This is a genomic window from Streptomyces sp. NPDC006879 (assembly GCF_042869595.1).
Classification (GTDB): domain Bacteria; phylum Actinomycetota; class Actinomycetes; order Streptomycetales; family Streptomycetaceae; genus Streptomyces.
In genome coordinates, this window is sequence record NZ_JBIAGC010000008.1 from 78430 (window position 1) to 98498 (window position 20069).

At 69.8% G+C, this 20069-nt stretch carries 15 protein-coding genes and 2 pseudogenes; 3 read left to right on the forward strand and 14 right to left on the reverse strand.

Annotation, left to right across the window (positions count from 1 at the left end; translation table 11 throughout):
- Nucleotides 1–63: 63 nt before the first annotated feature.
- The 3 genes and pseudogenes from ACFYMC_RS09070 to ACFYMC_RS09080 all read right to left on the reverse strand — a co-directional run bounded on the left by ACFYMC_RS09070 (nt 64) and on the right by ACFYMC_RS09080 (nt 2915).
- Entirely contained in the window at nt 64–1782 is a 1719-nt protein-coding gene (locus ACFYMC_RS09070; protein WP_388521103.1) for an acyl-CoA dehydrogenase family protein, read from the reverse strand.
- 72 nt (nt 1783–1854) lie between these two features.
- Nucleotides 1855–2422: pseudogene (locus ACFYMC_RS09075) on the reverse strand (PadR family transcriptional regulator).
- A gap of 82 nt (nt 2423–2504) precedes the next feature.
- A complete protein-coding gene (locus ACFYMC_RS09080; protein ID WP_388521106.1) occupies nt 2505–2915 on the reverse strand; it encodes a Fur family transcriptional regulator in 411 nt (136 codons plus the stop codon).
- 344 nt (nt 2916–3259) lie between these two features.
- Between ACFYMC_RS09080 and katG the strand changes: the two genes are divergently transcribed.
- Nucleotides 3260–5491 carry a catalase/peroxidase HPI gene (katG, locus tag ACFYMC_RS09085; RefSeq protein WP_388521108.1) on the forward strand — a complete coding sequence of 744 codons (2232 nt, stop codon included), beginning with the start codon at nt 3260–3262 and terminating at the stop codon, nt 5489–5491.
- 128 nt (nt 5492–5619) lie between these two features.
- On the opposite strand, the gene ACFYMC_RS09090 is transcribed toward katG, so the two are convergent.
- Both ACFYMC_RS09090 and ACFYMC_RS09095 read right to left on the reverse strand, forming a co-directional pair.
- The gene (locus ACFYMC_RS09090; RefSeq protein WP_388521111.1) at nt 5620–6561 is read right to left on the reverse strand and encodes a 5'-nucleotidase; all 942 of its coding nucleotides are present in this window, start codon (nt 6559–6561) and stop codon (nt 5620–5622) included.
- A gap of 82 nt (nt 6562–6643) precedes the next feature.
- On the reverse strand, nt 6644–7537 hold the full coding sequence (locus ACFYMC_RS09095; protein ID WP_388521114.1) for a potassium channel family protein: 894 nt from the start codon (nt 7535–7537) through the stop codon (nt 6644–6646).
- 266 nt (nt 7538–7803) lie between these two features.
- Here ACFYMC_RS09095 and ACFYMC_RS09100 point away from each other — a divergent pair, with 266 nt between their 5' ends.
- On the forward strand, nt 7804–8502 hold the full coding sequence (locus tag ACFYMC_RS09100) for a response regulator (RefSeq protein WP_388521389.1): 699 nt from the start codon (nt 7804–7806) through the stop codon (nt 8500–8502).
- A gap of 22 nt (nt 8503–8524) precedes the next feature.
- On the opposite strand, the pseudogene ACFYMC_RS09105 reads toward ACFYMC_RS09100, so the two are convergent.
- The 7 genes and pseudogenes from ACFYMC_RS09105 to ACFYMC_RS09135 form a co-directional block, all read right to left on the reverse strand.
- Nucleotides 8525–10254, reverse strand: a pseudogene (locus ACFYMC_RS09105) (GAF domain-containing protein).
- A 265-nt stretch (nt 10255–10519) separates the two neighbouring features.
- Nucleotides 10520–11425 (reverse strand): universal stress protein, encoded by a 906-nt coding sequence (locus tag ACFYMC_RS09110; RefSeq protein WP_388521117.1) that lies wholly within the window; start codon nt 11423–11425, stop codon nt 10520–10522.
- Nucleotides 11426–11584: 159 nt separating this feature from the next.
- Complete coding sequence (locus ACFYMC_RS09115; protein ID WP_388521120.1) at nt 11585–12076, reverse strand: hypothetical protein; 492 nt, start codon at nt 12074–12076, stop codon at nt 11585–11587.
- A 156-nt stretch (nt 12077–12232) separates the two neighbouring features.
- Complete coding sequence (locus ACFYMC_RS09120) at nt 12233–14638, reverse strand: glycoside hydrolase family 65 protein (protein WP_388521122.1); 2406 nt, start codon at nt 14636–14638, stop codon at nt 12233–12235.
- Nucleotides 14635–15390, reverse strand: coding sequence for an HAD family hydrolase (locus ACFYMC_RS09125; protein WP_388521125.1), 756 nt, complete (start codon nt 15388–15390; stop codon nt 14635–14637). Before ACFYMC_RS09125 ends, ACFYMC_RS09120 begins: the two co-directional genes overlap by 4 nt.
- A complete protein-coding gene (locus ACFYMC_RS09130) occupies nt 15387–16067 on the reverse strand; it encodes a helix-turn-helix domain-containing protein (protein ID WP_388521128.1) in 681 nt (226 codons plus the stop codon). The genes ACFYMC_RS09125 and ACFYMC_RS09130 overlap by 4 nt, the downstream gene beginning before the upstream one ends.
- A gap of 21 nt (nt 16068–16088) precedes the next feature.
- Nucleotides 16089–17162 carry a zinc-dependent alcohol dehydrogenase family protein gene (locus tag ACFYMC_RS09135; RefSeq protein ID WP_388521131.1) on the reverse strand — a complete coding sequence of 358 codons (1074 nt, stop codon included), beginning with the start codon at nt 17160–17162 and terminating at the stop codon, nt 16089–16091.
- A gap of 551 nt (nt 17163–17713) precedes the next feature.
- Here ACFYMC_RS09135 and ACFYMC_RS09140 point away from each other — a divergent pair.
- Nucleotides 17714–18367: a CBS domain-containing protein gene (locus ACFYMC_RS09140; protein WP_388521134.1), complete on the forward strand. Its 654-nt coding sequence runs from the start codon at nt 17714–17716 to the stop codon at nt 18365–18367.
- 211 nt (nt 18368–18578) lie between these two features.
- On the opposite strand, the gene ACFYMC_RS09145 is transcribed toward ACFYMC_RS09140, so the two are convergent.
- Together ACFYMC_RS09145 and ACFYMC_RS09150 are read right to left on the reverse strand one after the other, a co-directional pair.
- A complete protein-coding gene (locus tag ACFYMC_RS09145; protein ID WP_388521137.1) occupies nt 18579–18788 on the reverse strand; it encodes a DUF2180 family protein in 210 nt (69 codons plus the stop codon).
- A gap of 264 nt (nt 18789–19052) precedes the next feature.
- On the reverse strand, nt 19053–20024 hold the full coding sequence (locus ACFYMC_RS09150; RefSeq protein WP_388521140.1) for a slipin family protein: 972 nt from the start codon (nt 20022–20024) through the stop codon (nt 19053–19055).
- Between the last annotated feature and the right edge of the window lie 45 nt (nt 20025–20069).

A 20069-nucleotide genomic window follows, 5' to 3' on the forward strand; every position in this document is an offset into this window, starting at 1 on the left:
CCGAGCGACGGTCGTGGGCCGCGCGCTGCGCATGAGCGGCCCACAACCTCCTTGTCCGCGCGGTCAGGGTGCCATCTCGTAGGTGCCGCAGAGGGCCTGGACCCGCTCCCAGACCCGGGCCGAGCGGGCACCGTCGACCAGCGGGCGACGGACCGCGCCGAGCGCCCAGCTCTGCTGCTGCTCGGTGGCGGAGTCCTTGCCGTGCAGCTCGACGGCATGGGCCGAGAAGTCGCGCACCAACACGGCGAAGAGTTCGTCGATCAGGTCCTCGTCGAGGCCGGTCAGGTGGGCCTGCTCCAGGATCAGCTGGCCGTGGACGACGAGCGCGAACAGTTGGCCGACGGCGAGGAGCAGGTCGAGGTCGCGGCTCTGCTCCTCATCGGGAGCTGAGGTGGCCACGAACTCACACAGAGCGTCTGCCTGTTCGCGGAAGCGGGCGACATTCGGCACGGTCGCGTACTCGTCGTAGGCGGCACGCCAGTCGTGGAAGCGCACCGAGCCCAGGCCCCGAGCCGGCCCTTGACGGAACAGGAAGTCGTCGTCGGCCGCGTCGCGGCGGGTCGGCACCGGGGGGAAGTCGACCGGCGCCAGGAGGTGGTTGCGCATGAACTTCAAGATGAGCGCGAGGTTGACGTGGACCGTGCCCTCCAGCTTGGGCAGTCCCCGGATCTCGACGGCGGCTTGGGCGAAGTAGGTGTCCTTCTCGAAGCCCTTGGCCGCGATGACGTCCCACAACAGATCGATGACCTTCTCGCCTTCCGTGGTCACCTTCATCTTCGTCATGGGATTGAACAGCAGGTAGCGGCGGTCCTCGGGTCCGGCGCAGCGGAAGTAGTCGACGGCGCGGTCACTGAACAGCTTCATGCCGACGAGGCGGACGTAGGCGTCGGACAACTCCCGTCGCACATGGGGGAAGGCGGTGACGGGGCGGCCGTAGAGGACGCGGTTGTGGGCATGGGTGACGGCCTCGTACATCGCATGCTCGCAGATGCCGATGGAGGCGGTGCAGAGGTTGAACTTACCGACGTTGACGGTGTTGAGGGCCGCGTCGAAGGCGGCCCGGCCGGTATGCAGTACGTCATCGGCGGCCACCGGGTAGCTCTCCAGTCGGAACTCGCTGACGTACTTGGAGGAGTCCACGACGTTCTGGATCAGGTGGTACGCCGCGTGCTGGCTGTCGGCGGCGAAGAAGACGTAGCCTTCGGGGCCTTCGACATCGCTGCGGCGGCCGAACACCGAGACGAAGCGAGCGGCGTTGCCGTTGCCGATGTAGTACTTGGAGCCGCTCGCCCTGAACCCGCCGTCACCGTCGGGCTCCAGCAACATGTCGGTGGAGTAGATGTCGGCGCCATGGGACTTCTCCGACAGCCCGAAGGCGAACACCTCACCCTGCGCGAGGAGTTCGGCGGCGCGGGTACGGGCATCGGCGTTCTCGCTCTGCCAGATCGGGCCAAGCCCGAGAATGGTCACCTGCCACGCGTACCAGTAGTCGAGGCCGTAGAACCCGAAGATCTCGTTGAGCGCGGCGATCCGGGCGGTGTCCCAGCGGCGGTCCGGTTCCTCCGTCACGGCGGCCGGAGTGAGGAAGGTGGCGAACAGGTCCTCCTTGGCGGCGAACGCGAGGAAGTCACCCAGCCAGGCGCGGGTGCGGTAGTCCTCGATCAGCCTGCGCTTGCCGCGCTCTTCGAACCAGTCGACGGTGGCCCTCAGCAGCCTGCGGGTCTCGGCGTCGAAATGCGCCGGGTCATAGGTGTGCGGGTTGAACAACAGGGTGTCGGTCAAGGGGGTTCACCTTCCGGGATCGGGTCGGGGTCGCGGCAGTGGCTCTGGTCAGGCAGGGAGGAGCGGCGAGGCTCAGTCGGGCGGTAGCCCCGGGGCGAGCCGGTGCAAGGTGGTAAGGACGTCATCCAGCCAGGCGATCGTCATGCGCTCGTAGGCGATACCGCCACGCAGCACGACGTGTTTGCGGTTTCGGACCCACGTCCAGCGGAGCACGGGCTTCGTTCCCGGTGAAGTCGCGCTGTTGGCCCGCGAGGTAGTGCGACGAGCGGCCGGTGTGCTCCTGACGGTGCCGTTCGACCTCGTGGATCAGGTCCGCCCGGTCATCGAAGGCCGCGCCGCGGATCGTGACGGCGAGGTCGTGGCGCGGGCTTTCCGGTTCGATCGGCTCGTGCAGCCATCGGGAGAGGGACGCGCGGCCGGAACCGGCGACGGAGTATTCCTTCTTGTATGGTCGGCCGGGTTGCGGCACCTCCCACAGGAGGAGAAGGCCCTCGCCCTCCATGCGTTTGAGGACCCGGTAGATCTGCTGGTGCGTGGCGGTCCAGAAGTACCCGATGGACCGCTCGAACCGCCGTGCCAACTCATACCCGGACCCTGGCTTCTCCAGCAGGGAAACGAGGATCGCGTGTTCGAGCGCCATGCCTCGATCCTCATATGCAACTCGTTGCATAAACAAGCCGCACCACCAGGATGAGACGCGATTCACCCCCGCCGCGGAGCGATCAGGCGCAGGCTGGGCAGAGCCCGCGATAGGTGACTTCGGCCGCGGAGACCACGAAGCCGAAACGCCCCTCCACGGGCAGGCCCCCCAAGGGATCTTCGGTCGGATGGACATCGCGGATGAGACCGCAACCGCAGCAGACCAGGTGGTGGTGGGGGCGGTGCGCATTGGGGTCGTAGCGCTTGGCCCGGCCGACCGTACAGACCTCCACGACCTCGCCGAGGGAGACCAGTTCCCCGAGTGCGTTGTAGACCGTCGCCCGGGAGATCTCCGGAAGTCGCTGCACCGCGAGGGCGTGCACCTCGTCTGCCGTCAGGTGCACGTGGTCGCCGTCCAGGACCTCCGCAACGACCCGCCGCTGGGAGGTCATCCGCCAGCCGCGTCCGCGTAGTCGCTCCAGCAGGTCACTCATCTGGGTCACCTCTTCAGATTCGGCAGGACCCCCGAAGTCCACCGGCGAAGAACCAGGATCCGATCGGACAGGGCTTGGCGTTCTTCTTGACTTGGATTTTGTCCATCGTAGGATCGGTTTCATAGATAGCCAAGTGACAGGAAGACTCCAGTACGGCAGGAGACCGAGACGTGAGGGACCAGCCAGGAGGGAGTTACCCGGTCGGCCATCGGGTTACCGGCCGCCCCCAAGGCCCCGACGTCCCGTCGGCGGAGCCGGCTCTCGTCCCCGAGCAGCCCAACCCCCCACTCGTTCCTCCCCCGGTCTCAGCACAACCATGACCCGTCCGGTCCGGAAGGATTCCCATGTCTGAGAACCATGATGCAGTCGTCGTAGACGCGAAGGCGGAGAGCGGAGGTGGCTGTCCGGTCCCGCACGGGCGCGCTCCACATCCGACACAGGGCGGCGGAAACCGCCAGTGGTGGCCGGAGCGGCTCAACCTGCGGATCCTCGCCAAGGACCCCGCCGTGGCCAACCCCCTCGGCGAGGAGTTCGACTACGCCGCGGCCTTCTCCACCCTGGACCTCCCCACGGTGAAGGAGGACATCGCCCAAGCCCTGACGACCTCGCAGGACTGGTGGCCGGCCGACTTCGGCCACTACGGTCCGTTCATCATCCGCATGGCCTGGCACAGCGCGGGCACCTACCGGATCAGCGACGGTCGCGGCGGAGCCGGGGCAGGTCAGCAGCGCTTCGCCCCGCTCAACAGCTGGCCGGACAATGCGAACCTCGACAAGGCGCGCCGCCTGCTGTGGCCGGTCAAGAAGAAGTACGGCCAGAACCTCTCCTGGGCCGACCTGATGATCCTCGCCGGCAACGTCGCCCTGGAGACCATGGGCTTCGAGACCTTCGGCTTCGGCGGCGGGCGCGCGGACGTCTGGGAACCCGACGAGGACGTCTACTGGGGCCCCGAGACCACCTGGCTCGGCGACGAGCGCTACACCGGCGACCGGGAGTTGGAGAACCCCCTCGGTGCGGTGCAGATGGGCCTCATCTACGTCAACCCCGAAGGACCGAACGGCACCCCGGACCCGCATGCAGCGGCCCGGGACATCCGCGAGACGTTCCGCCGGATGGCGATGAACGACGAGGAGACCGTCGCCCTGATCGCGGGCGGCCACACCTTCGGCAAGACCCACGGCGCAGGTCCCGCGGACAGCGTCGGCCCCGACCCGGAGGCCGCCACGCTCGCGGAGCAGGGGCTGGGTTGGAAGAACACCTATCGCACCGGCAAGGGGGGTGACACGATCACCAGCGGCCTGGAGGGAATCTGGACGAACACCCCGGTGACCTGGGACAACAGCTTCCTTGAGATCCTGTTCGGCTACGAGTGGGAACTGTTCAAGAGCCCGGCCGGAGCACACCAGTGGCGGCCGAAGGACGGCGCGGGAGCCGGCACCGTACCCGATGCCCACGACTCCTCCAAGAGCCATGCCCCGACGATGCTCACCACTGACCTCGCCCTGAGGGTCGACCCTGCCTACGAGGAGATCTCGCGGCGGTTCCTGGCGAACCCGTCCGAGTTCGCCGACGCGTTCGCGCGCGCCTGGTTCAAGCTGACCCACCGCGACATGGGCCCGGTCGTGCGCTACCTCGGCCCCGAGGTGCCGTCCGAGACCCTGCTCTGGCAGGACCCGCTGCCCCCGGTGGCGGCGGAGCTCGTAACCGCCGAGGACGTCCGCGCACTCAAGGAGCAGGTCCTCGCCTCGGGCCTGTCGGTGTCCGACCTCGTGTTCACCGCCTGGGCCTCCGCCTCCTCCTTCCGCGGCAGCGACAAACGCGGTGGGGCCAACGGCGCGCGCATCCGCCTGCAGCCACAGAGCGGCTGGGAGGCCAACGACCCCGATCGGCTGGCCTCGGTCCTGCGCGTCCTGGAGGGCGTGCAGACGTCGTTCAACGCCGCGCAGGGCGGCGGCAGGCAGATCTCCCTCGCGGACCTGATCGTGCTCGCCGGGGCGGCGGCAGTGGAGAGCGCCGCCAAGGCGGCGGGCTTCGACGTCGAAGTCCCCTTCGCTCCGGGACGCGTGGACGCCTCGCAGGAGCAGACGGACACGGAGTCCTTCGCGGCCCTGGAGCCGACCGCCGACGGGTTCCGCAACTACCTCGGGAAGGGCAACCGGCTCCCGGCGGAGTACCTGTTGGTGGACCGTGCGAACCTGTTGACTCTGAGCGCACCCGAGATGACCGTCCTGGTCGGCGGCCTTCGGGTGTTGGACGCGAACCACCAGGGCTCGGCCCATGGAGTCCTCACCACTGCCCCGGGGACGTTGACCAACGACTTCTTCGTCAACCTGCTGGACCTGGGCACCACATGGCAGGCGACGTCCGAGGACCAGAGCACCTTCGAGGGGCGGGACGCCACCACGGGCGAGGTCAAGTGGACCGGAACCCGATCCGACCTCGTCTTCGGTTCGAACTCGGAGCTGCGCGCGCTCGCCGAGGTCTATGCGAGCGACGACGCGAAGGAGAAGTTCGTGAAGGACTTCGTCCGGGCGTGGGACAAGGTCATGAACCTCGACCGGTTCGACCTCGTCTGAGCAACGGGCCCAGGCCGGCTGGCATGCTCCGGCCTGGGCGCCGCCCGGCGGGGCCCGCGCTCGGTCGATCGTGGATGCGGCGGCGGACTCGCCCACCGGGACCGCCGCCGCCCGCCCGCGGGCAGGCATCAGGAAGCGCTGATCTCGTTCACCTTGCCGAAGGGGACGTGCACACTGGGCGCGTTGCGAGCGGTCCCCACCAGATGGCCGATCTGGTCGTCGAAGAAGATGTGCGGCCTGAGGACGCCGATGATCTCGCCCTTGTCGATGCCTCCGAGGAAGAAGGCGTCGTTCACCGTCACGCCCCAGTCCTTGAGACTGCGCACCGCTCGCTCATGGGCGGGTGCGTTCCGGGCCGTCACCAGGGAAACGCGCACCCGGATCCGGTAGTCCGGGTCCTGTCGCTGTCGTTCCTCCTCGCGCTGTTGGACCCTGTTGACGCCGGCCAGGAAGTCACGCAACGGCCCCGGGGCGTGCGGTGTGGCCGCGTTCGTGCTCTCGTGGGTGCGGAAGGTGGCCAGGCCGTCGCTCTGGTAGATCCGTTCGGCGCTGTCATCGGCGAGGACCCCGTCGAAGTCGAAAGCGATCCTGAGCTCCTGGTCCTCGGTGTCGTCCGCCGACGGCGACCCCAGTACGTAGCCGGCCGGCAGGCCCGAGTCGACGGCGTCGCGGACGTCGCTCTCGTTCGCGGACAGGAACAAGGACATGTTGAGCACCGGCACGTAGTGGTGGGGTGAGCGGCCCTGCGTGAAGATGGCACGGGTGATCGGCAGGTCGTGGGTTTGGATGGACCGCATCACCCGCAGCCCGGTGTCCGGGTCGTTGCGTGAGAGGACTATCACTTCGACCAGCGGGTCCTCGGTCGGGTTCAGGGAGTTGAGCGACAGCAACCTGCGGATGAACGGGTAAGCCACGCCGGGTTCCAAGGTGTGCCCCATGTGCTCTTCCTGGTAGGCGCGGTAGCTCGCCTCCCCCTCCTCACGGAAGACCGCATCGGCCTCCGTCAGGTCGAACAGGGCGCTGGAGGCGACGCCGACGACGAGGCGGTCGGCAAGGTCGTACGGGGGCACGACATCTCCCTCTTCCCGATCGAACAGATGGCCCCATTGTCCAGTGCCGCGGCGTAGCCCCGGTGGCCTCGAACGAGCGAGTTCAGCCCTTGATGGAGTGACCGGCGCCCGCGCGCCGTCCGTGGTCGTTCGCGAAGGCCTCCAGCGTGAGCCGTGTGGGGCCACCGGTGTGCAGGAAGCGTTCGTCCAGAATGTCGGCGAGGTCGTCGAGGGCGGTGTGCAGCACCGCGGCGGCGTTGCGGACCTCCTGTGACTGGGCGAGGGCGCCTCGTTCTGCGAGGTCTTGTGCGTACTGGAGGTGACCGGCCAGCGAGGTCCGGTCATCGCCGTCGTAGAAGTAGTAGGACTCCGCGTACTGGAGGAAGTCGACCGTGACCACCGCGAGGAGTGCCGCCACTTCCCCCAGAAGGTCTACGCCGGCCGCAGCGTCGGCGGGCGCCGCGTCCCCACGGGCGCGGGAGAGCTGACACAGCCGCAAGGCGAGCGCCCTGCGGCGCGCCAGCGCCGGGTAGATGCCCAGTGTCCAGGCGACCATCGCGGTCAGCAGCGCGAACCCGACGAGCCCTTCCAGAGGAGCCAGGACGCGCAGCCAGCCCTCGGTGGGCGCGATGTCCCCCAGGCCCAGCGTGGAGACGGTGACCAGGGAGATGTAGACGGCGTCCAGCGGGCCGGCGTGCTCGGCGGGCCGCAGCCCGTTGGCGTACCCGAACCCGTCGGGCAGCTGTGGCCAGTAGATCAGCGCCCAGCCTGCCACCACCGTCAGGGCCCACAGCGCGCCGACGGTCACCATGGCGAGCGGACCGGCCAGGCCGGAGGCCCGGTGTCGCGAGCCGGATGCGAAGGACACCCGCCAGAACGCACTCATCACCAGCCGGCTCAGACCGCCGTGGCGCGTCGGGTGCCACAGGGTGTGGAAGACATCGCGCAGGATCAGCAGCACCATCGCCGCGCCCGCGACCGTCACCAGCCATTGCATCGCCCGTTCCCTCCGATCGGCTTCGCTCAGACTCCCGTAGGGGCGCCGCCGGCCCGCGCAGCCCGCGCCGCGCAGCACCGCTGAAGTACCCGACCTCCAGTGCGACGTGCGGAGTGTGGTCGCCAGAGGGCCCGCAGGAGGCCGGCGGCGCGTCGTGGCCGGATCGAGCGGTGTGCGGCGCCCCCTTGACCGGGTGCACCGGCCGCCTGCCTGAGACAATTCAGAAGAAAGGCAGTGGGACCGAATGAAACAGTGCAGAGGTGCGTATGTCCGAGGTGTCGGCTCCCGCAGTCGAATCGCCGATCAGGGTCTTCCTCCTCGATGACCACGAGGTGGTCCGCCGCGGCCTGACGGACCTCCTCGACGCCGAACCTGACATCGAGGTGGTCGGTGAGGCGGCGACGGCGCAGCAGGCGCTCGCCCGTGGGCCTGCGCTGCGGCCCCAGGTGGCCGTGCTCGACGTCCGACTGCCCGACGGCGACGGTATCACCGTCTGTCGCGAGCTGCGCTCCTCGATGCCCGACCTCGCCTGCTTGATGCTGACGTCCTTCGATGACGAGGAGGCGCTTCTCGATGCGATCATGGCCGGGGCGGCCGGGTACGTCCTCAAGGAGATCAAGGGGACGGATCTGGTCTCGGCCGTGCGGACGGTGGCCACCGGACGGTCCATGTTGGACCCCGCCACCACGGCGCGACTCATCCACTCCCTGCGCGAACCGCAGCCGCTCGCGCCACCGCGGGACGCCCGGCTATCGGTGCTGACCGAACGCGAGCGCGCGGTTTTGGTCCTCATCGGTGAGGGCCTCACCAACCGGCAGATCGCCGAACGTCTCTACTTGTCCGAAAAGACGGTGAAGAACCATATTTCACGGCTGTTGGGCAAGCTCGGAGTGCAGCGTCGCGTCCAGGCAGCCGTCATCGCCGCCGAGGTGCAGGAGCCGGATCGAGAAGGGCACGGCATTTGAGGCCGGGGCGGTGGACCGTGGCTCACGGGGTGGCGGACAGCGGTACGCGCCACCGCAGGCAGGTGCCTGACCTCGTCCGTCCCGGCTGCGAGAGGGTGAGGGTGCCACCGAGCCGTTCGGCCCGCTCGGCGAGATTGCGCAGTCCACTGCGCCGCGGGCCCGGCGGCATCCCCACCCCGTCATCGCTCACCGTGACCACCACCTCCGCTTCAGTTGCCTCCACGGACACCTCGGCCTTCGATGCCCGTGCATGGCAAGCGACGTTGACCAGTGCTTCCCCGATCACGGCGAGCACGTCGTCGGCGACCGAGGAGGGCACCTCGGTGTCGATCAGGCCCTCCATGCGCAGGGCCGGGGAGAACCCGAGCGTCTGGGCGGCTTCGTCGATGGCCCGTACGACGAGCAGCCGCAGTTTCGGTGGTGCACCACGTGGTCCATGGGCGCGCAGACCGAAGATGGTGGAACGGATGATCTTGATGGTGGTGTCCAGGTCGTCGATCGCCCGGGCGAGCCTTTCGGACGCCGCCGGATGCTCGACCAGGCGCTGCGCACTCTGCAAGGTCATCCCGGTGGCGAACAACCGTTGGATCGCCAGGTCGTGCAGGTCCCGGGCGATCCGGTCGTGGTCCTCCAGGAGGGTCAACTGCTCTGCCTCGCGACGGCGTTCGGCGAGTTCAGCGCGAGCGCTGCCTGACGGGCGAACTCGGCGAGCGCCGCCCTCTCCACGGCGGTGAAGGGCTGCCGCCCCGCACGGCGGGCCAGGACCAGGACCCCGCTGCGCTTCTGCTCGGTGTCCACGGTGAGGATCACGGCCGGGCCGAACCCCGCCCACCGCTCCGCGCGCGCCGGAGCGCGCGGGTCCTGCGCGATGTCGGGCACCACGAGGGGTCCGTGCACGGCGAGGGCGTCTTCGATGAGAGTCCCTCCGGTGTTGGCCGGGGGCGCGCTCTCATGGGATTGGGCGCCCTCGCCGGCGGCCAGTGAGTCCCGCACCGCGGCGCCGTCCCCCAGGAGGTGGAACACCGCGAGCTCGGCCGCCGCGAGCTCGCGGGCCCGCTCCAGCATCCCTTTCAGTACGACCCGCTCGTCGGACCCGGAGAGCAGCGCGCTGGTGAAGTCGGAGCTGGCCGCCTGCCAGCGCTCGCGCAGCCGCACCTCTTCGAAGAGGCGGGCGTTCTCGATGGCGATGCCGGCCGCGACGGCCAGCGTGGACAGCACCGCTTCGTCCTGCGCGTCGAACTCCCCGCCGCCGCGCTTCTGCGTCAGGTAGAGGTTGCCGAACACCTCCTCGCGCACCCGGATCGGGACACCGAGGAAGGAGTGCATCGGTGGATGGTGGGCGGGAAAACCGAAGGCGGCGGGGTGGTCGGCGATCTCGGACAGCCGCAACGGCTGCGGGTCCTGGATCAGCAGGCCGAGGATGCCGTGTCCGGAGGGGAGTTGACCGATCTGGGCGCGGGCTTCGTCGCTGACACCCACGGGCAGGAAGGCAGCGAGCCTGTGGTCCTCCCCGATCACTCCGAGGGCCCCGTACTCGGCGTCCACGAGCGCGACGGCTGCTTCTACGATGCCGTGCAGCACCTGCGACAGATCAAGCTCCCGGCCGACCGCCATCACGGCCTTCAGCAGCCCGTTCAGATGGTCCCTGGTGCCGCGCACCTCATCGACGCGGATCTGGAGCTCGTCGAGCAGCTCGTCCAACCGCAGCCGGGGAACCGCATGGTCCTCGGCGTCGCGGCCCTCGCCGACCATGCGGGCCTCCGGCGTGTCGTCACGGGATCCGATGCTTCGTAAGGGTTCCCACGGTAGTCGGACGGCTCCCACCGGTCATTTCGAACCGGCCCAGGCCCCCGAGGACCGCCCTTAGGGGCCCAGGGCCTGAGCCACCGCGCCTGGTCGCGCGGCGCTGGTGGGCCGACGCGGCTGCGTCAGACGCAGCCCGTCCCGGGGCCGCACCGGCCGGAGGCCGCCCCGGGCGCTCCTTACGGACGGTGGCCGCAGGCTTGAGAGCCTTCGCTCAGCCGACCCCCTCGGCCTCGTGGGCGGGGTGGGCGATGAGCTGGACCGGGCACTGCGCGTGGTGCAGGCAGCTGTGCGCGGCCCGCCCCAGGGCGGCGCCGATCATGCCGGTCGAGTGTCGGCCCCCCATCACCAGGAGGTCCGCGTGACCGCTCGCCTCGACCAGCGTGCCGGCCACGGAGGTGCTCTTCTCAGCGTCCGCGTGCACGGTCAGTCCTGGGAACTCCTCGCGGATCCGGTCGGCCAGCGCGGTCACCTGTTGGAGGTGCTCACCGGCGATCTCCGTGACGTCGTCGAGCATGGTCACCACGTTCCCGACGGACTGCAGGACGCTCCACACGTGGAGCAGCCGCAAGCTGGCCCGGCGCAGCTCGGCCTCGCGGGCCGCGTACCGGGCACAGTCCAGGTCCGCCCCGTCTCGGACGGCGGCCAGGACGACACCCCTCTCCTCCTCGCCCACCTCGCCCCGGACCACGATGACGGGGGTCCGCGCGCCTCCGGCCACCTCCAACACGACCGATCCCAGCAGCAGGACCTTGAACCCGCCCAGGCCCCGACTGCCGACGACGATGGTGCTCGACGAGGCGGCGGCCCGATGCAGGCTGACGGCCGGCGCACCCGAGCTGAACTCGGTGCTGACCTTGACCGCGGGGTACCGCTCGGTGATCGCCGCGGCGGTGTTCTGGAGCAGTTGGTCGCCTGCGCTGCGGATACGGTCGATGCTGTCGGCCGCCAGGTAGTGCGCGGCCCAACCGTCCGTTTCCCCGGCGTGGAGGAGGTGCAGGGAGCGCTCCCGGCGGGCGGCCTCCGCCCCGGCCCACAGCGCCGCCCGTCGTGCCGGCTCGGAGCCGTCGATACCGACGACGAGAGGACCGAGTTCCACGCGGCCGACAGTGCCTTCCATGATTCCTCCTCGCCCAGGTCCGCTGAGGGTCTCCTTCCACCCTGACACCAGTCGAGGTGGTCGTGCAGGCCCACCCTGGGTCCGCGAAGGGGCCGAAGGGCCCTGTCGCGAGCCCGTCCGGATGGGCCCTTTGAGGGTTTCTGGCCCGGGCCGGGTCGGTTAGTCGTCCCCGAGGTCGGCCAGGGCGTCCGCGACCGCCCGGCGGAAGGTGGGGTAGGCGAACACCATGTTCCGAAGCCCCTCGACCGGTACCTCGTTCGCGACGGCGACAGCCAGCCCGAAGAGGACCTCTCCTCCGGTCGGGCCGACCGAGGTGGCCCCGACGAGGACGCCACGGTCGGCGTCCTCGACGAGTTTGACCAGCCCGTCGTTGCCGGCCTTGTGGATCCAGCCGCGCGCTGAGGCAGGCACCAGCGCGGTACCGCTGCGCACCCGCACCCCCAGGTCGCGGGCGGCGCGCTCGGTCAGCCCCACGGAGCCGACCTCCGGATCGCTGAAGGTCACCCGGGGGACAGCGCGGTAGTCGGCATCGGGGCCCGGCCGGCCGAGGATGTCACGGACGGCGATCTCGGCCTGGTACATCGCCATATGGGTGAACAGCCCACGACCGGTGACGTCGCCGATGCCCCACACACCCGGCTCGACGCGCATCTGGCCGTCTACGGGCAGGGCACGCGAGTCGGGGTCGACCCCGACCGCTGCCTACCCGGCCCGCACCAGCCCTCAAAGGGCCCGACGGACCGGGTCACCCGGGTGGCGGGTGGCGGGTGGGGCCCGCCACCGCGGGCAAGAAGAGCTCGGGGCGAACTACGGGAGGGCGCCGAGGCGGAACCAGCGCTGCTGCCCGGCAGGTACCGTCACCGACCGGCCCCCAGGTAGATGCACGGTCAGGGGGCTGACGTCCACCGCGGCGGGAACGCTGATCCCCACCCGGCCGGGCAGGAGCTGGACCCGGATTCCCCGGTGACCGCGACAGCAGACGGTGAAGGAGGCACGCGGCACCTCCCGGAGCGGGACGGGATCGATGCGCAGGCCGTCGGGCCCCGTTTCCAGGCCTGCGATGCCTCGCTCGATGAGGTCGAGGGTGCCCGCCATGGCACCCAGGTGAATGCCCTCCCCCGTGGTTCCCCCCTGGATGTCGTTCACGTCGCTGCGCAGCGCTTCTTCGCAGTACCGCCAAGCCTGGACGCCCTGCTGCCCGGCGAGGATCCAGCCGTGGACCAGCCCGCTGAGCGTCGACCCGTGGCTGGTTCGTCGTAGGTAGTACGAGACCGTCGCGCGCCACACGTCCTCGTCGAGCCGGTAGCCGAGGCGCCCGAAGAGCGCTTGGAGTTCCGGCGGGCGGAACAGGTATCCGAGCATCAGGGTGTCGGCCTGCTTCGATGCCTGGTACCGGTTGACTGCGTCCCCTTCCGCTTCCAGGATCCGGTCCAGGCGCCGGATCTGCGGGTAGCGGGCGCGGTAGGCGTCCCAGTCGAGTTCAGCGAGTTCGCCGTATCCTTCGAACTGGCTGATGACGCCTCGGTGGAAGGGGATGTACAGGCGGCGCGAGACGTCTTCCCAGCGCTCCAGCACGTCCTCCTCCAGCCCGATCTGCTGCACCAGTTCGCTTCGGCGTGCCGGAGGCAGGGAGTCGAGGAGTTCCCTGGCCCTGGTCAGGACCCAGGCGGCGGTGACGTTGGTGTAGGTGTTGTCGTCGATGCCCGGACGAGCGGCATCGGGGTAGGCGTCGTGGTACTCATCCGGCCCCATCACACCGCGGATCCGGTAGCGGCCCAGGCAATCGTCGTAGGTGGCGATGCTGCCCCAGAACCGGGCCACGTTCAGCAGGAGTTCCGCCCCGGGCCCCTGGATGAAGCCTTCGTCGGCGGTGGTTCGACCGTAGCGCCACACGTTCCATGCGATGGCGGAGCACACATGGCGCTGGGTGTGCGAGTGGTCGGGTAGCCAGCGGCCCGACCTCGGGTTCAGGTGCAGGGCCTGCGTCTCCTCCTGGCCCGTGCTACCGCTCTGCCAGGGGAACATGGCACCGCGCAGGCCCGCCCGAAGCGCGGCAGCGCGTGCCTGGGGCAGTCGGCGGTGTCGGTACGTCAGGACGGCTCGTGCCACGTCGGGGAAGTGCAGCGTGAGGTAGGGCAGCACGAACAGCTCGTCCCAGAAGACGTGCCCGCGGTACGCCTCGCCGTGCAGTCCCCGCGCCGGAACACCGGCATCGAGGTCAGCGGTGTGGGGCGAGAGGGTCTGCAGGACGTGGAAGAGGTGGAGCCGAAGGATACGGCCGGCCGCCCCAGGCACTTTGAGCTCGCCCTGGCTCCACAGCCGCGCCCAGGTGGCACGCTGTGAAGCGAGCAGCGTCCCGAAGTCCGGTGCGTGGGCGGCCTGTTCCCTCGCCTGCGTGAGCGGGTCGACGAAGGGTCGGTCCAAGGAGGTGTACAGGGCGGCGGACTTCACGAGTTTCACCGGCCGGCTACGGGAGATCGGCAGTTGGAGGGTCTGGGTCATCTTGGGTCCCGAGGAGGCGACTTCCACACCCCCGAGGGGACGGGCCACGGTACGCACCGCCATGCCGACGACGATCCGTGAGGTGCGCGTCCGGCAGCGGATCCAGGCGGTGCCGTTCCCGTCCGAGCCCCACTCCTGGGGCGTCAGGTGTTCGCCGTTGAGATCGCGGTAGCGCTCGACGCCCGTGTTGGAGACCGCGCCGTCGAGGACGCTCTGGACCTCGACGGTCCCGCTCCAGCCGAAAGCACGGAAGGTGCTCTGCTGAGCTGCGAGGTGCGGCTCGGCCATGTGGACGAGCCTGGTGTGGGTGACGCTCAGCCGACGACCGGCTGCGTCCTGGAAGAGCATTCTGCGGGTGAGAACACCGCCCCGCAGGTCGAGCAGCACGTGGTGGTGGCGCAGGCTCGGATGATCGGGCGAGAGCCATTCTCCTCGCGGCCCGTCCTGTGGGTGGCAGCGGTAGCGCAGGCGCGTCCAGTCGGGCAGCCGGACCATGTCCTCGTTGCCGACTTCCCGGCCCGCGACCTGGGAGGCGAGCCAGTTGTAGCAGCCGGCTGCATAGGTGCCCGGGTAGTGGATGGTGTCCGCGCTGTTCTCGGGTGCGGAGCCACGGGTGGCGAAGCGGCCGTTGCCCAGGGTGCACAGGGCTTCGGTGGTGCGTTCCCGTTGGGGGTCGTAGCCGTCGAACGCCCAGATCCAGGGTGCGTTCAAGGCCGTTCTCCGATCAGCTCGCGGACGACGGCCAGGAGGTCCTCAGCCACCGCGCCAGCCCCGTGGGCGCGCAGGGCCGCACCGGAGCGGACCGCGCCCGTGCGGTCGACACCGACGACCATGGCGAAACCGCCCCGCTGCCCCGCCTCCACTCCCGCCAGGGCGTCTTCCACCACGGCTGATTCGGCGGGATCAACCCGCAGCCGCGCCGCCGCGGTCAAGAACAGGGCGGGGTCGGGCTTGCCCGGCAGCTTGAGCCGCGCCGCGTCCACCCCGTCCACCGTCTCGTCGAAGAGATCGGTCAGGCCCGCGCTGGCGAGCAGGTCGCGGGCGTGTCGAGAGGCAGACACGGCAGCGCACCGCAGCCCATGGGAGCGCGCCTGCTGCAGGGCCGGACGCACCTCCGGGAACGGTTCGACTCCGCCCGCCCGCAGCGACCGGGTGAAGGCCTGCTCCTTGCGGCCCGCGACCGCCCACACGGTCGCGCAACCCGGTGGGTCCTGCGGCGTCCCTAGGGGCAGCTCGATCCCGCGGGATTCCAGGAAGGCGAGAGCGCCGTCAAGGCGGCTCTTGCCGTCCACCAGCTCGCGGTACTCCCGCTCGGCGTCGAAGGGTGCTTGCGGCGGTCCGCCCGCGGCGCAGGCCTCGGCGAGACAGCCGTCGAAGGCCTCCTTCCAAGCCTGGGCGTGCAGTGCCGCGGAGTCCAGCAGGACGCCGTCGGTGTCGAGGACCACCGCACGCAGCGGCTTCACCGCTGCACCACGCGGCGCCCCGAGATGCGGGAAGTAACGATCTTCATCCAATGGGTGCGCGGGCCTCCCGCCCAGGGGCGGGAGAAGGCGAGGGCAGAGAGCCTGCCGAGCTCCTCGGCGTCCGTGACCCCGGCCACCATGCCCACCGCCATGACGCTCCAGCCCGTGCGCAGGGCGTCGTCGATGCGGTCGATCTCGAAGGCCACCTCCGTTCCCGCAGCGGTTGCCATCAACGCGTCCTCTGAGGTCCGGAAGGCGATGTCCTTGCCCGCCACCACGTAGTTCACCGGGAAGATGGCCGGCCCCTCACGGGTGAAGAGGGCGATCCTGCCGACGCCATGAGTGGACAGCAGCCGGCGGCACTGACCTTCGGAGAGCTTTACGAGACGGGTGTTTTGCAGGGCCGCGGTCCTGCCCGCCGGGTACTCGCTCGCCGCGCCGGTCAGTTCCGCCACGGTGATGCCCAGCGCGTCGGCGAGGCGGATGAGAGAGCCGATCGCGGGTGCGGCGGCGTGTTCTTCAAGGTAGGCGATGTAGGAGCCGTCCGCCCCGCAGCGTTCGCCCACCTCCTCCCGGCTGAGACCCAGTTCCTGTCGGCGGGCGGCCAGGCGCCGCCCGAGGTCGGTGCGCCCCACGGTCACCTGGGCGTTGCCCACTCCGGGTCCGGTTTCGCTCATGGTCCTCACGTCCTGTCCGAGTCACGGTTGGGCGGCAACGCTGAGGGTGTCGTGCCGCGGGCCCCCCAGCGCCACCTTGAGTGCACCGGTATCGCCCGCGTGGGAGAACACGTCGTACGCCTCCTCCATCAGCCGCAGCTCGAAACGGTGGGTGATCAGGGAGGCGGCGGGGAGACGGCCGGCGGCCAACATCCGTAGCAGCATCGGGGTCGAGTACGTGTCGACCAGACCGGTGGTCAAGGTGACATCCTTGATCCACAGGTCTTCGAGGTGCAGGAGCGCCGGTTTGCCGTGGACCCCGATGTTCGCCACCCGCCCGCCGGGGCGAACCATGCGGGTGCACATCTCGAAGGACTCGGGCTCCCCCACCGCCTCGATGACGACATCGGCGCCGAGCCCCTCGGTCAGGTCCTCGACCAGCCGCTCCGGGCCCTCCGCGGCGTTCACGGTCGCTTCCGCTCCCAGGGAACGGGCAGCGGCCAGCCGGGGCTCCGCCAAGTCGACGGCGATGATCCGACCCGGGCTGTACAGGCCCGCGGTGGTGATGGCGGCGAGTCCGATCGGGCCGGCACCGACCACGACGACGGTGTCCCCGGGGCGGACCTGACCGTTGAGCACCCCCACCTCGTAGGCGGTGGGGTAGATGTCCGCGAGCAGCATCGCGTCAAAGCTGTCCACGGTGCTCGGCAGCGGGTGTACGGACAGATCGGCGAAGGGCACCCGCACGTACTCGGCCTGGGTGCCGTCCACGGTGTGGCCGAGCACCCAGCCTCCGCCGCCGCGGCACTGACCGTAGCGGGCCTCACGACAGAAGCGGCACCGGCCGCACGAGGAGATGCAGGAGATCAGCACGCGGTCTCCGGGGCGGACCGTGCGGACGTCACCGCCGGTTTCCACCACCGTGCCCACGGCCTCGTGCCCCAGGACCCGCCCGGGTGTCACCTCGGGCACGTCCCCCTTGACGATGTGGAGGTCGGTTCCGCAGATGGTGACGGTGTCCACGCGGACGACGGCGTCAGCGGCGTCCTTGAGGCTCGGGTCCGCGACGTCCTGCCACGCGATGTGACCTGGTCCCTGGAAGACGAGTGCCTTCATGACATCGTCCCTCTTCCTGTCTTCTCGTTCCGGTCCCTACGTCCGTGGCCGCACTGCAAGGCTGCCCCGCATCGGGCTGGTGGAGCAGGGGCCGGTCGGCCCCCGGGCGGGGCCTGTCGGTCCATCCCGATCCCGCCGCCGGAGTGTGAGGGTGGTAAGCATCCCGTCGGAAGGAGGGCCGGGATCCCCATGGCCACCTGCTCTCGGACTGACCCGCACGGCTTCGGCTGCGCCGGACCGTCACCTGACGAAGAGGCGTCAGCACCAGCCGTCCCACGCGGGGCGAGCGACGGTACCTGCGCCGGTCGGCACGGTTGCCCGCCCTTCCAGGGTTTCGCAGACCCTCATCAGCGCAACCGGGGGACTCTGCCCTGCACGATTCGCGCCCGCCGAAGACGCCGGCCCCTGACGGGCTGCGGAGGGGCCGGTGTGCTCCGGGGTCCCCCGCTGGCCGACGCGCCCCCTGGATCCAGGACACGCCCGCACAGCCGATTTTGTTCGCCCCCACGGCGACGGCAAGCCGCTCGCCCGCGCCCGCCGAGGACCCCACCATGACCGCTCGCCCGTTCACCGTCAACGACGTGATGACCAGGAGCGTCATCGCCGTCATGCCCACCGCGGAGTTCAAGGAGATCGTCGCCGCCATGCAGCGGTGGAAGGTCACCGCGGTCCCCGTCGTCGAGGGGGAGGGGCACGTGGTCGGCGTCGTCTCCGAGGCGGATCTGCTGCCCAAGGAGGAGTTCCGCGAACACGGCCCGGCCTTCGCCGAACGCATCCGCCGTCTCGGCGACACCGCGAAGGCAGGGTCGGTGCGGGCCGAGGAGCTGATGACCAGCCCGGCCGTCACCATCGGTCCGGACGCCACCTTGCCGGAGGCAGCCCGCCTGATGACCGACCGGCTCATCAAGCGCCTCCCGGTGGTCGACTCACAAGGTACTTTGAAAGGCATCGTCAGCCGCGTCGACCTCCTCAAGGTCTTTCTGCGTACCGACGAGGAGCTCGCCGCCGAGGTCCGCGAGGACGTCGTCGAGCCGCTCTTTCCCCTCTCCCACCGGGTCGTCACCGTGGAGGTCACGCGCGGTGTGGTGACCCTGACGGGACAGGTGCGCGACACTTCTCTGTTGCCGCTGGCCGTGCGCCTCGCGCGCGGCATCGAGGGCGTGGTCGCGGTGAACTGCGAGCTCACCGAGTTGCCCACGGTCTGAGCTCGCCCTCCGGCAGACGTCGAGGTACTGGTACCAGCCCGGGACAGATCGCTCGGCGCCCCGATGCCTCAGGTCTGATGCACGCCTGGTCCACGCCTGTCTTCCGCGCCGCCGCGGACCGGCCCGTAGAACGGGCTACGGCTGCCTGCTTGTTGCCGGTCGTGTGGCGTGCGTCGTCGTGACGCCTGACCTGCAAGGCGTCGACCACCCGTCACTCGCTGCGCTCCGCCTGTTCACAGACGGGGCACACGATCCGTCGGGCCGGCAACCGGCTGGTGCTTCTTCCCAACCCGGCCGGATGGTGCAGCTCAGTCGTCTCGACGCGCAGGTGTTCCGCACAGAGCCCCACTCCGCACTGACGGCAGACCGCCTCGGCGGTCCGCACGGTCTGGGAGAGCTGTCGGCATTCGAAGCAGTTCATCGCTACCTCCGAGGTCTTCAGCGTAGGGGCTGCCGTAGCTCCCGGCGGGGCCCGCTGCACATTCCCCTCCCGCTCCGGCGACTTCCGGCCACCGATGTCCATTCGGCCGCCGGGCCCACCGTAGACCGCCTCCGGCGGGCGGGCACGCCACCGCTGCCGGCTGCGCCCCGTACCGCCCTGCCAAACGAGCGGCCCCGACCGTCCTGATGAAACGGCTGCCCGGGCCAACGACAACGGGAGCGTTACCGCTCGGCACGCGGGCGCTCAGGCGGAACTCCGCTCGGGCCGGGCCGTCGGCACCCCGGGCTCGAACTCCTGCTCGGCGGGGGTGGCCGGTGCCTCCAGGGACAAGGACTCAAGCGCATCCGCTCCGGTAGCCTGCGCGTCCTGCAGGTCCTCGGCGCCCCCTCCTGCGCGCTGCGGCGACGAAGGGGCGTGGCCGTGGTGCGCGGCGTCTTCCTGCGTGATGCGTTGGGACGGGGTGGCCCGCTCCAGGAAACGCAGGAGTTCCACCGGGAAGGGCAGGACCAGCGTGGAGTTCTTCTCGGCCGCCACCGCGACGACGGTCTGGAGCAGCCGGAGCTGGAGGGCGGCCGGCTGCTCCGACATCACTCCTGCCGCCTCGGCGAGCTTCCGGGAAGCCTGCAGCTCGGCGTCCGCGTTGATCAGACGGGCCCGCCGCTCACGGTTGGCCTCCGCCTGGCGGGCCATGGAGCGCTTCATGGTCTCGGGCAGGGAAACGTCCTTGATCTCGACCCGGTCGATGGTGACGCCCCATTCGACGGCCGGGCTGTCCATCATCAGCTCCAAGCCCTGGTTGAGCTTCTCCCGGTTGGAGAGCAGCTCGTCCAGGTCGCTCTTGCCGAGGATCGATCGCAGCGAGGTCTGAGCCATCTGGGAGACGGCGAACCGGTAGTCCTCGACCCGGATGATCGCGTCAACGGGATCGACCACCTTGAAGTAGATCACTGCGTCCACCCGTACGGTGACGTTGTCCCGGGTGATGCCGTCCTGTGCGGGCACCGGCATCGTGACGATCTGCATGTTTACCTTGTGCATCCGGTCCACGCCAGGGACGATCATGGCGAATCCAGGACCCCGGACGTTGCCGCGCAACCGACCGAAGCGCAGGACCACGCCACGTTCGTACTGCCGGACCACGCGGGCCGCCGCCGCCACGTACAACAAGCCGGCCGTGCCCGCGAGTGCCAACGCAGTCAGCAGTTCCTGGACCATGGCTGGCCGCCTTCCTCCGGAAAGCACTCCCTTCTTAATCTTATG

Bases quoted from the DNA above. Each gene is read 5' to 3' on its own strand.
- katG (WP_388521108.1), top strand. From the start codon at position 3,260: ATGTCTGAGAACCATGATGCAGTCGTCGTAGACGCGAAGGCGGAGAGC.
- ACFYMC_RS09150 (WP_388521140.1), bottom strand. From the start codon at position 20,024: ATGGTCCAGGAACTGCTGACTGCGTTGGCACTCGCGGGCACGGCCGGC.
- ACFYMC_RS09140 (WP_388521134.1), top strand. From the start codon at position 17,714: ATGACCGCTCGCCCGTTCACCGTCAACGACGTGATGACCAGGAGCGTC.
- ACFYMC_RS09100 (WP_388521389.1), top strand. From the start codon at position 7,804: ATGTCCGAGGTGTCGGCTCCCGCAGTCGAATCGCCGATCAGGGTCTTC.
- ACFYMC_RS09130 (WP_388521128.1), bottom strand. From the start codon at position 16,067: ATGAGCGAAACCGGACCCGGAGTGGGCAACGCCCAGGTGACCGTGGGG.
- ACFYMC_RS09145 (WP_388521137.1), bottom strand. From the start codon at position 18,788: ATGAACTGCTTCGAATGCCGACAGCTCTCCCAGACCGTGCGGACCGCC.
- ACFYMC_RS09135 (WP_388521131.1), bottom strand. From the start codon at position 17,162: ATGAAGGCACTCGTCTTCCAGGGACCAGGTCACATCGCGTGGCAGGAC.
- ACFYMC_RS09095 (WP_388521114.1), bottom strand. From the start codon at position 7,537: ATGCAATGGCTGGTGACGGTCGCGGGCGCGGCGATGGTGCTGCTGATC.
- ACFYMC_RS09115 (WP_388521120.1), bottom strand. From the start codon at position 12,076: ATGCGCGTCGAGCCGGGTGTGTGGGGCATCGGCGACGTCACCGGTCGT.
- ACFYMC_RS09080 (WP_388521106.1), bottom strand. From the start codon at position 2,915: ATGAGTGACCTGCTGGAGCGACTACGCGGACGCGGCTGGCGGATGACC.
- ACFYMC_RS09110 (WP_388521117.1), bottom strand. From the start codon at position 11,425: ATGGAAGGCACTGTCGGCCGCGTGGAACTCGGTCCTCTCGTCGTCGGT.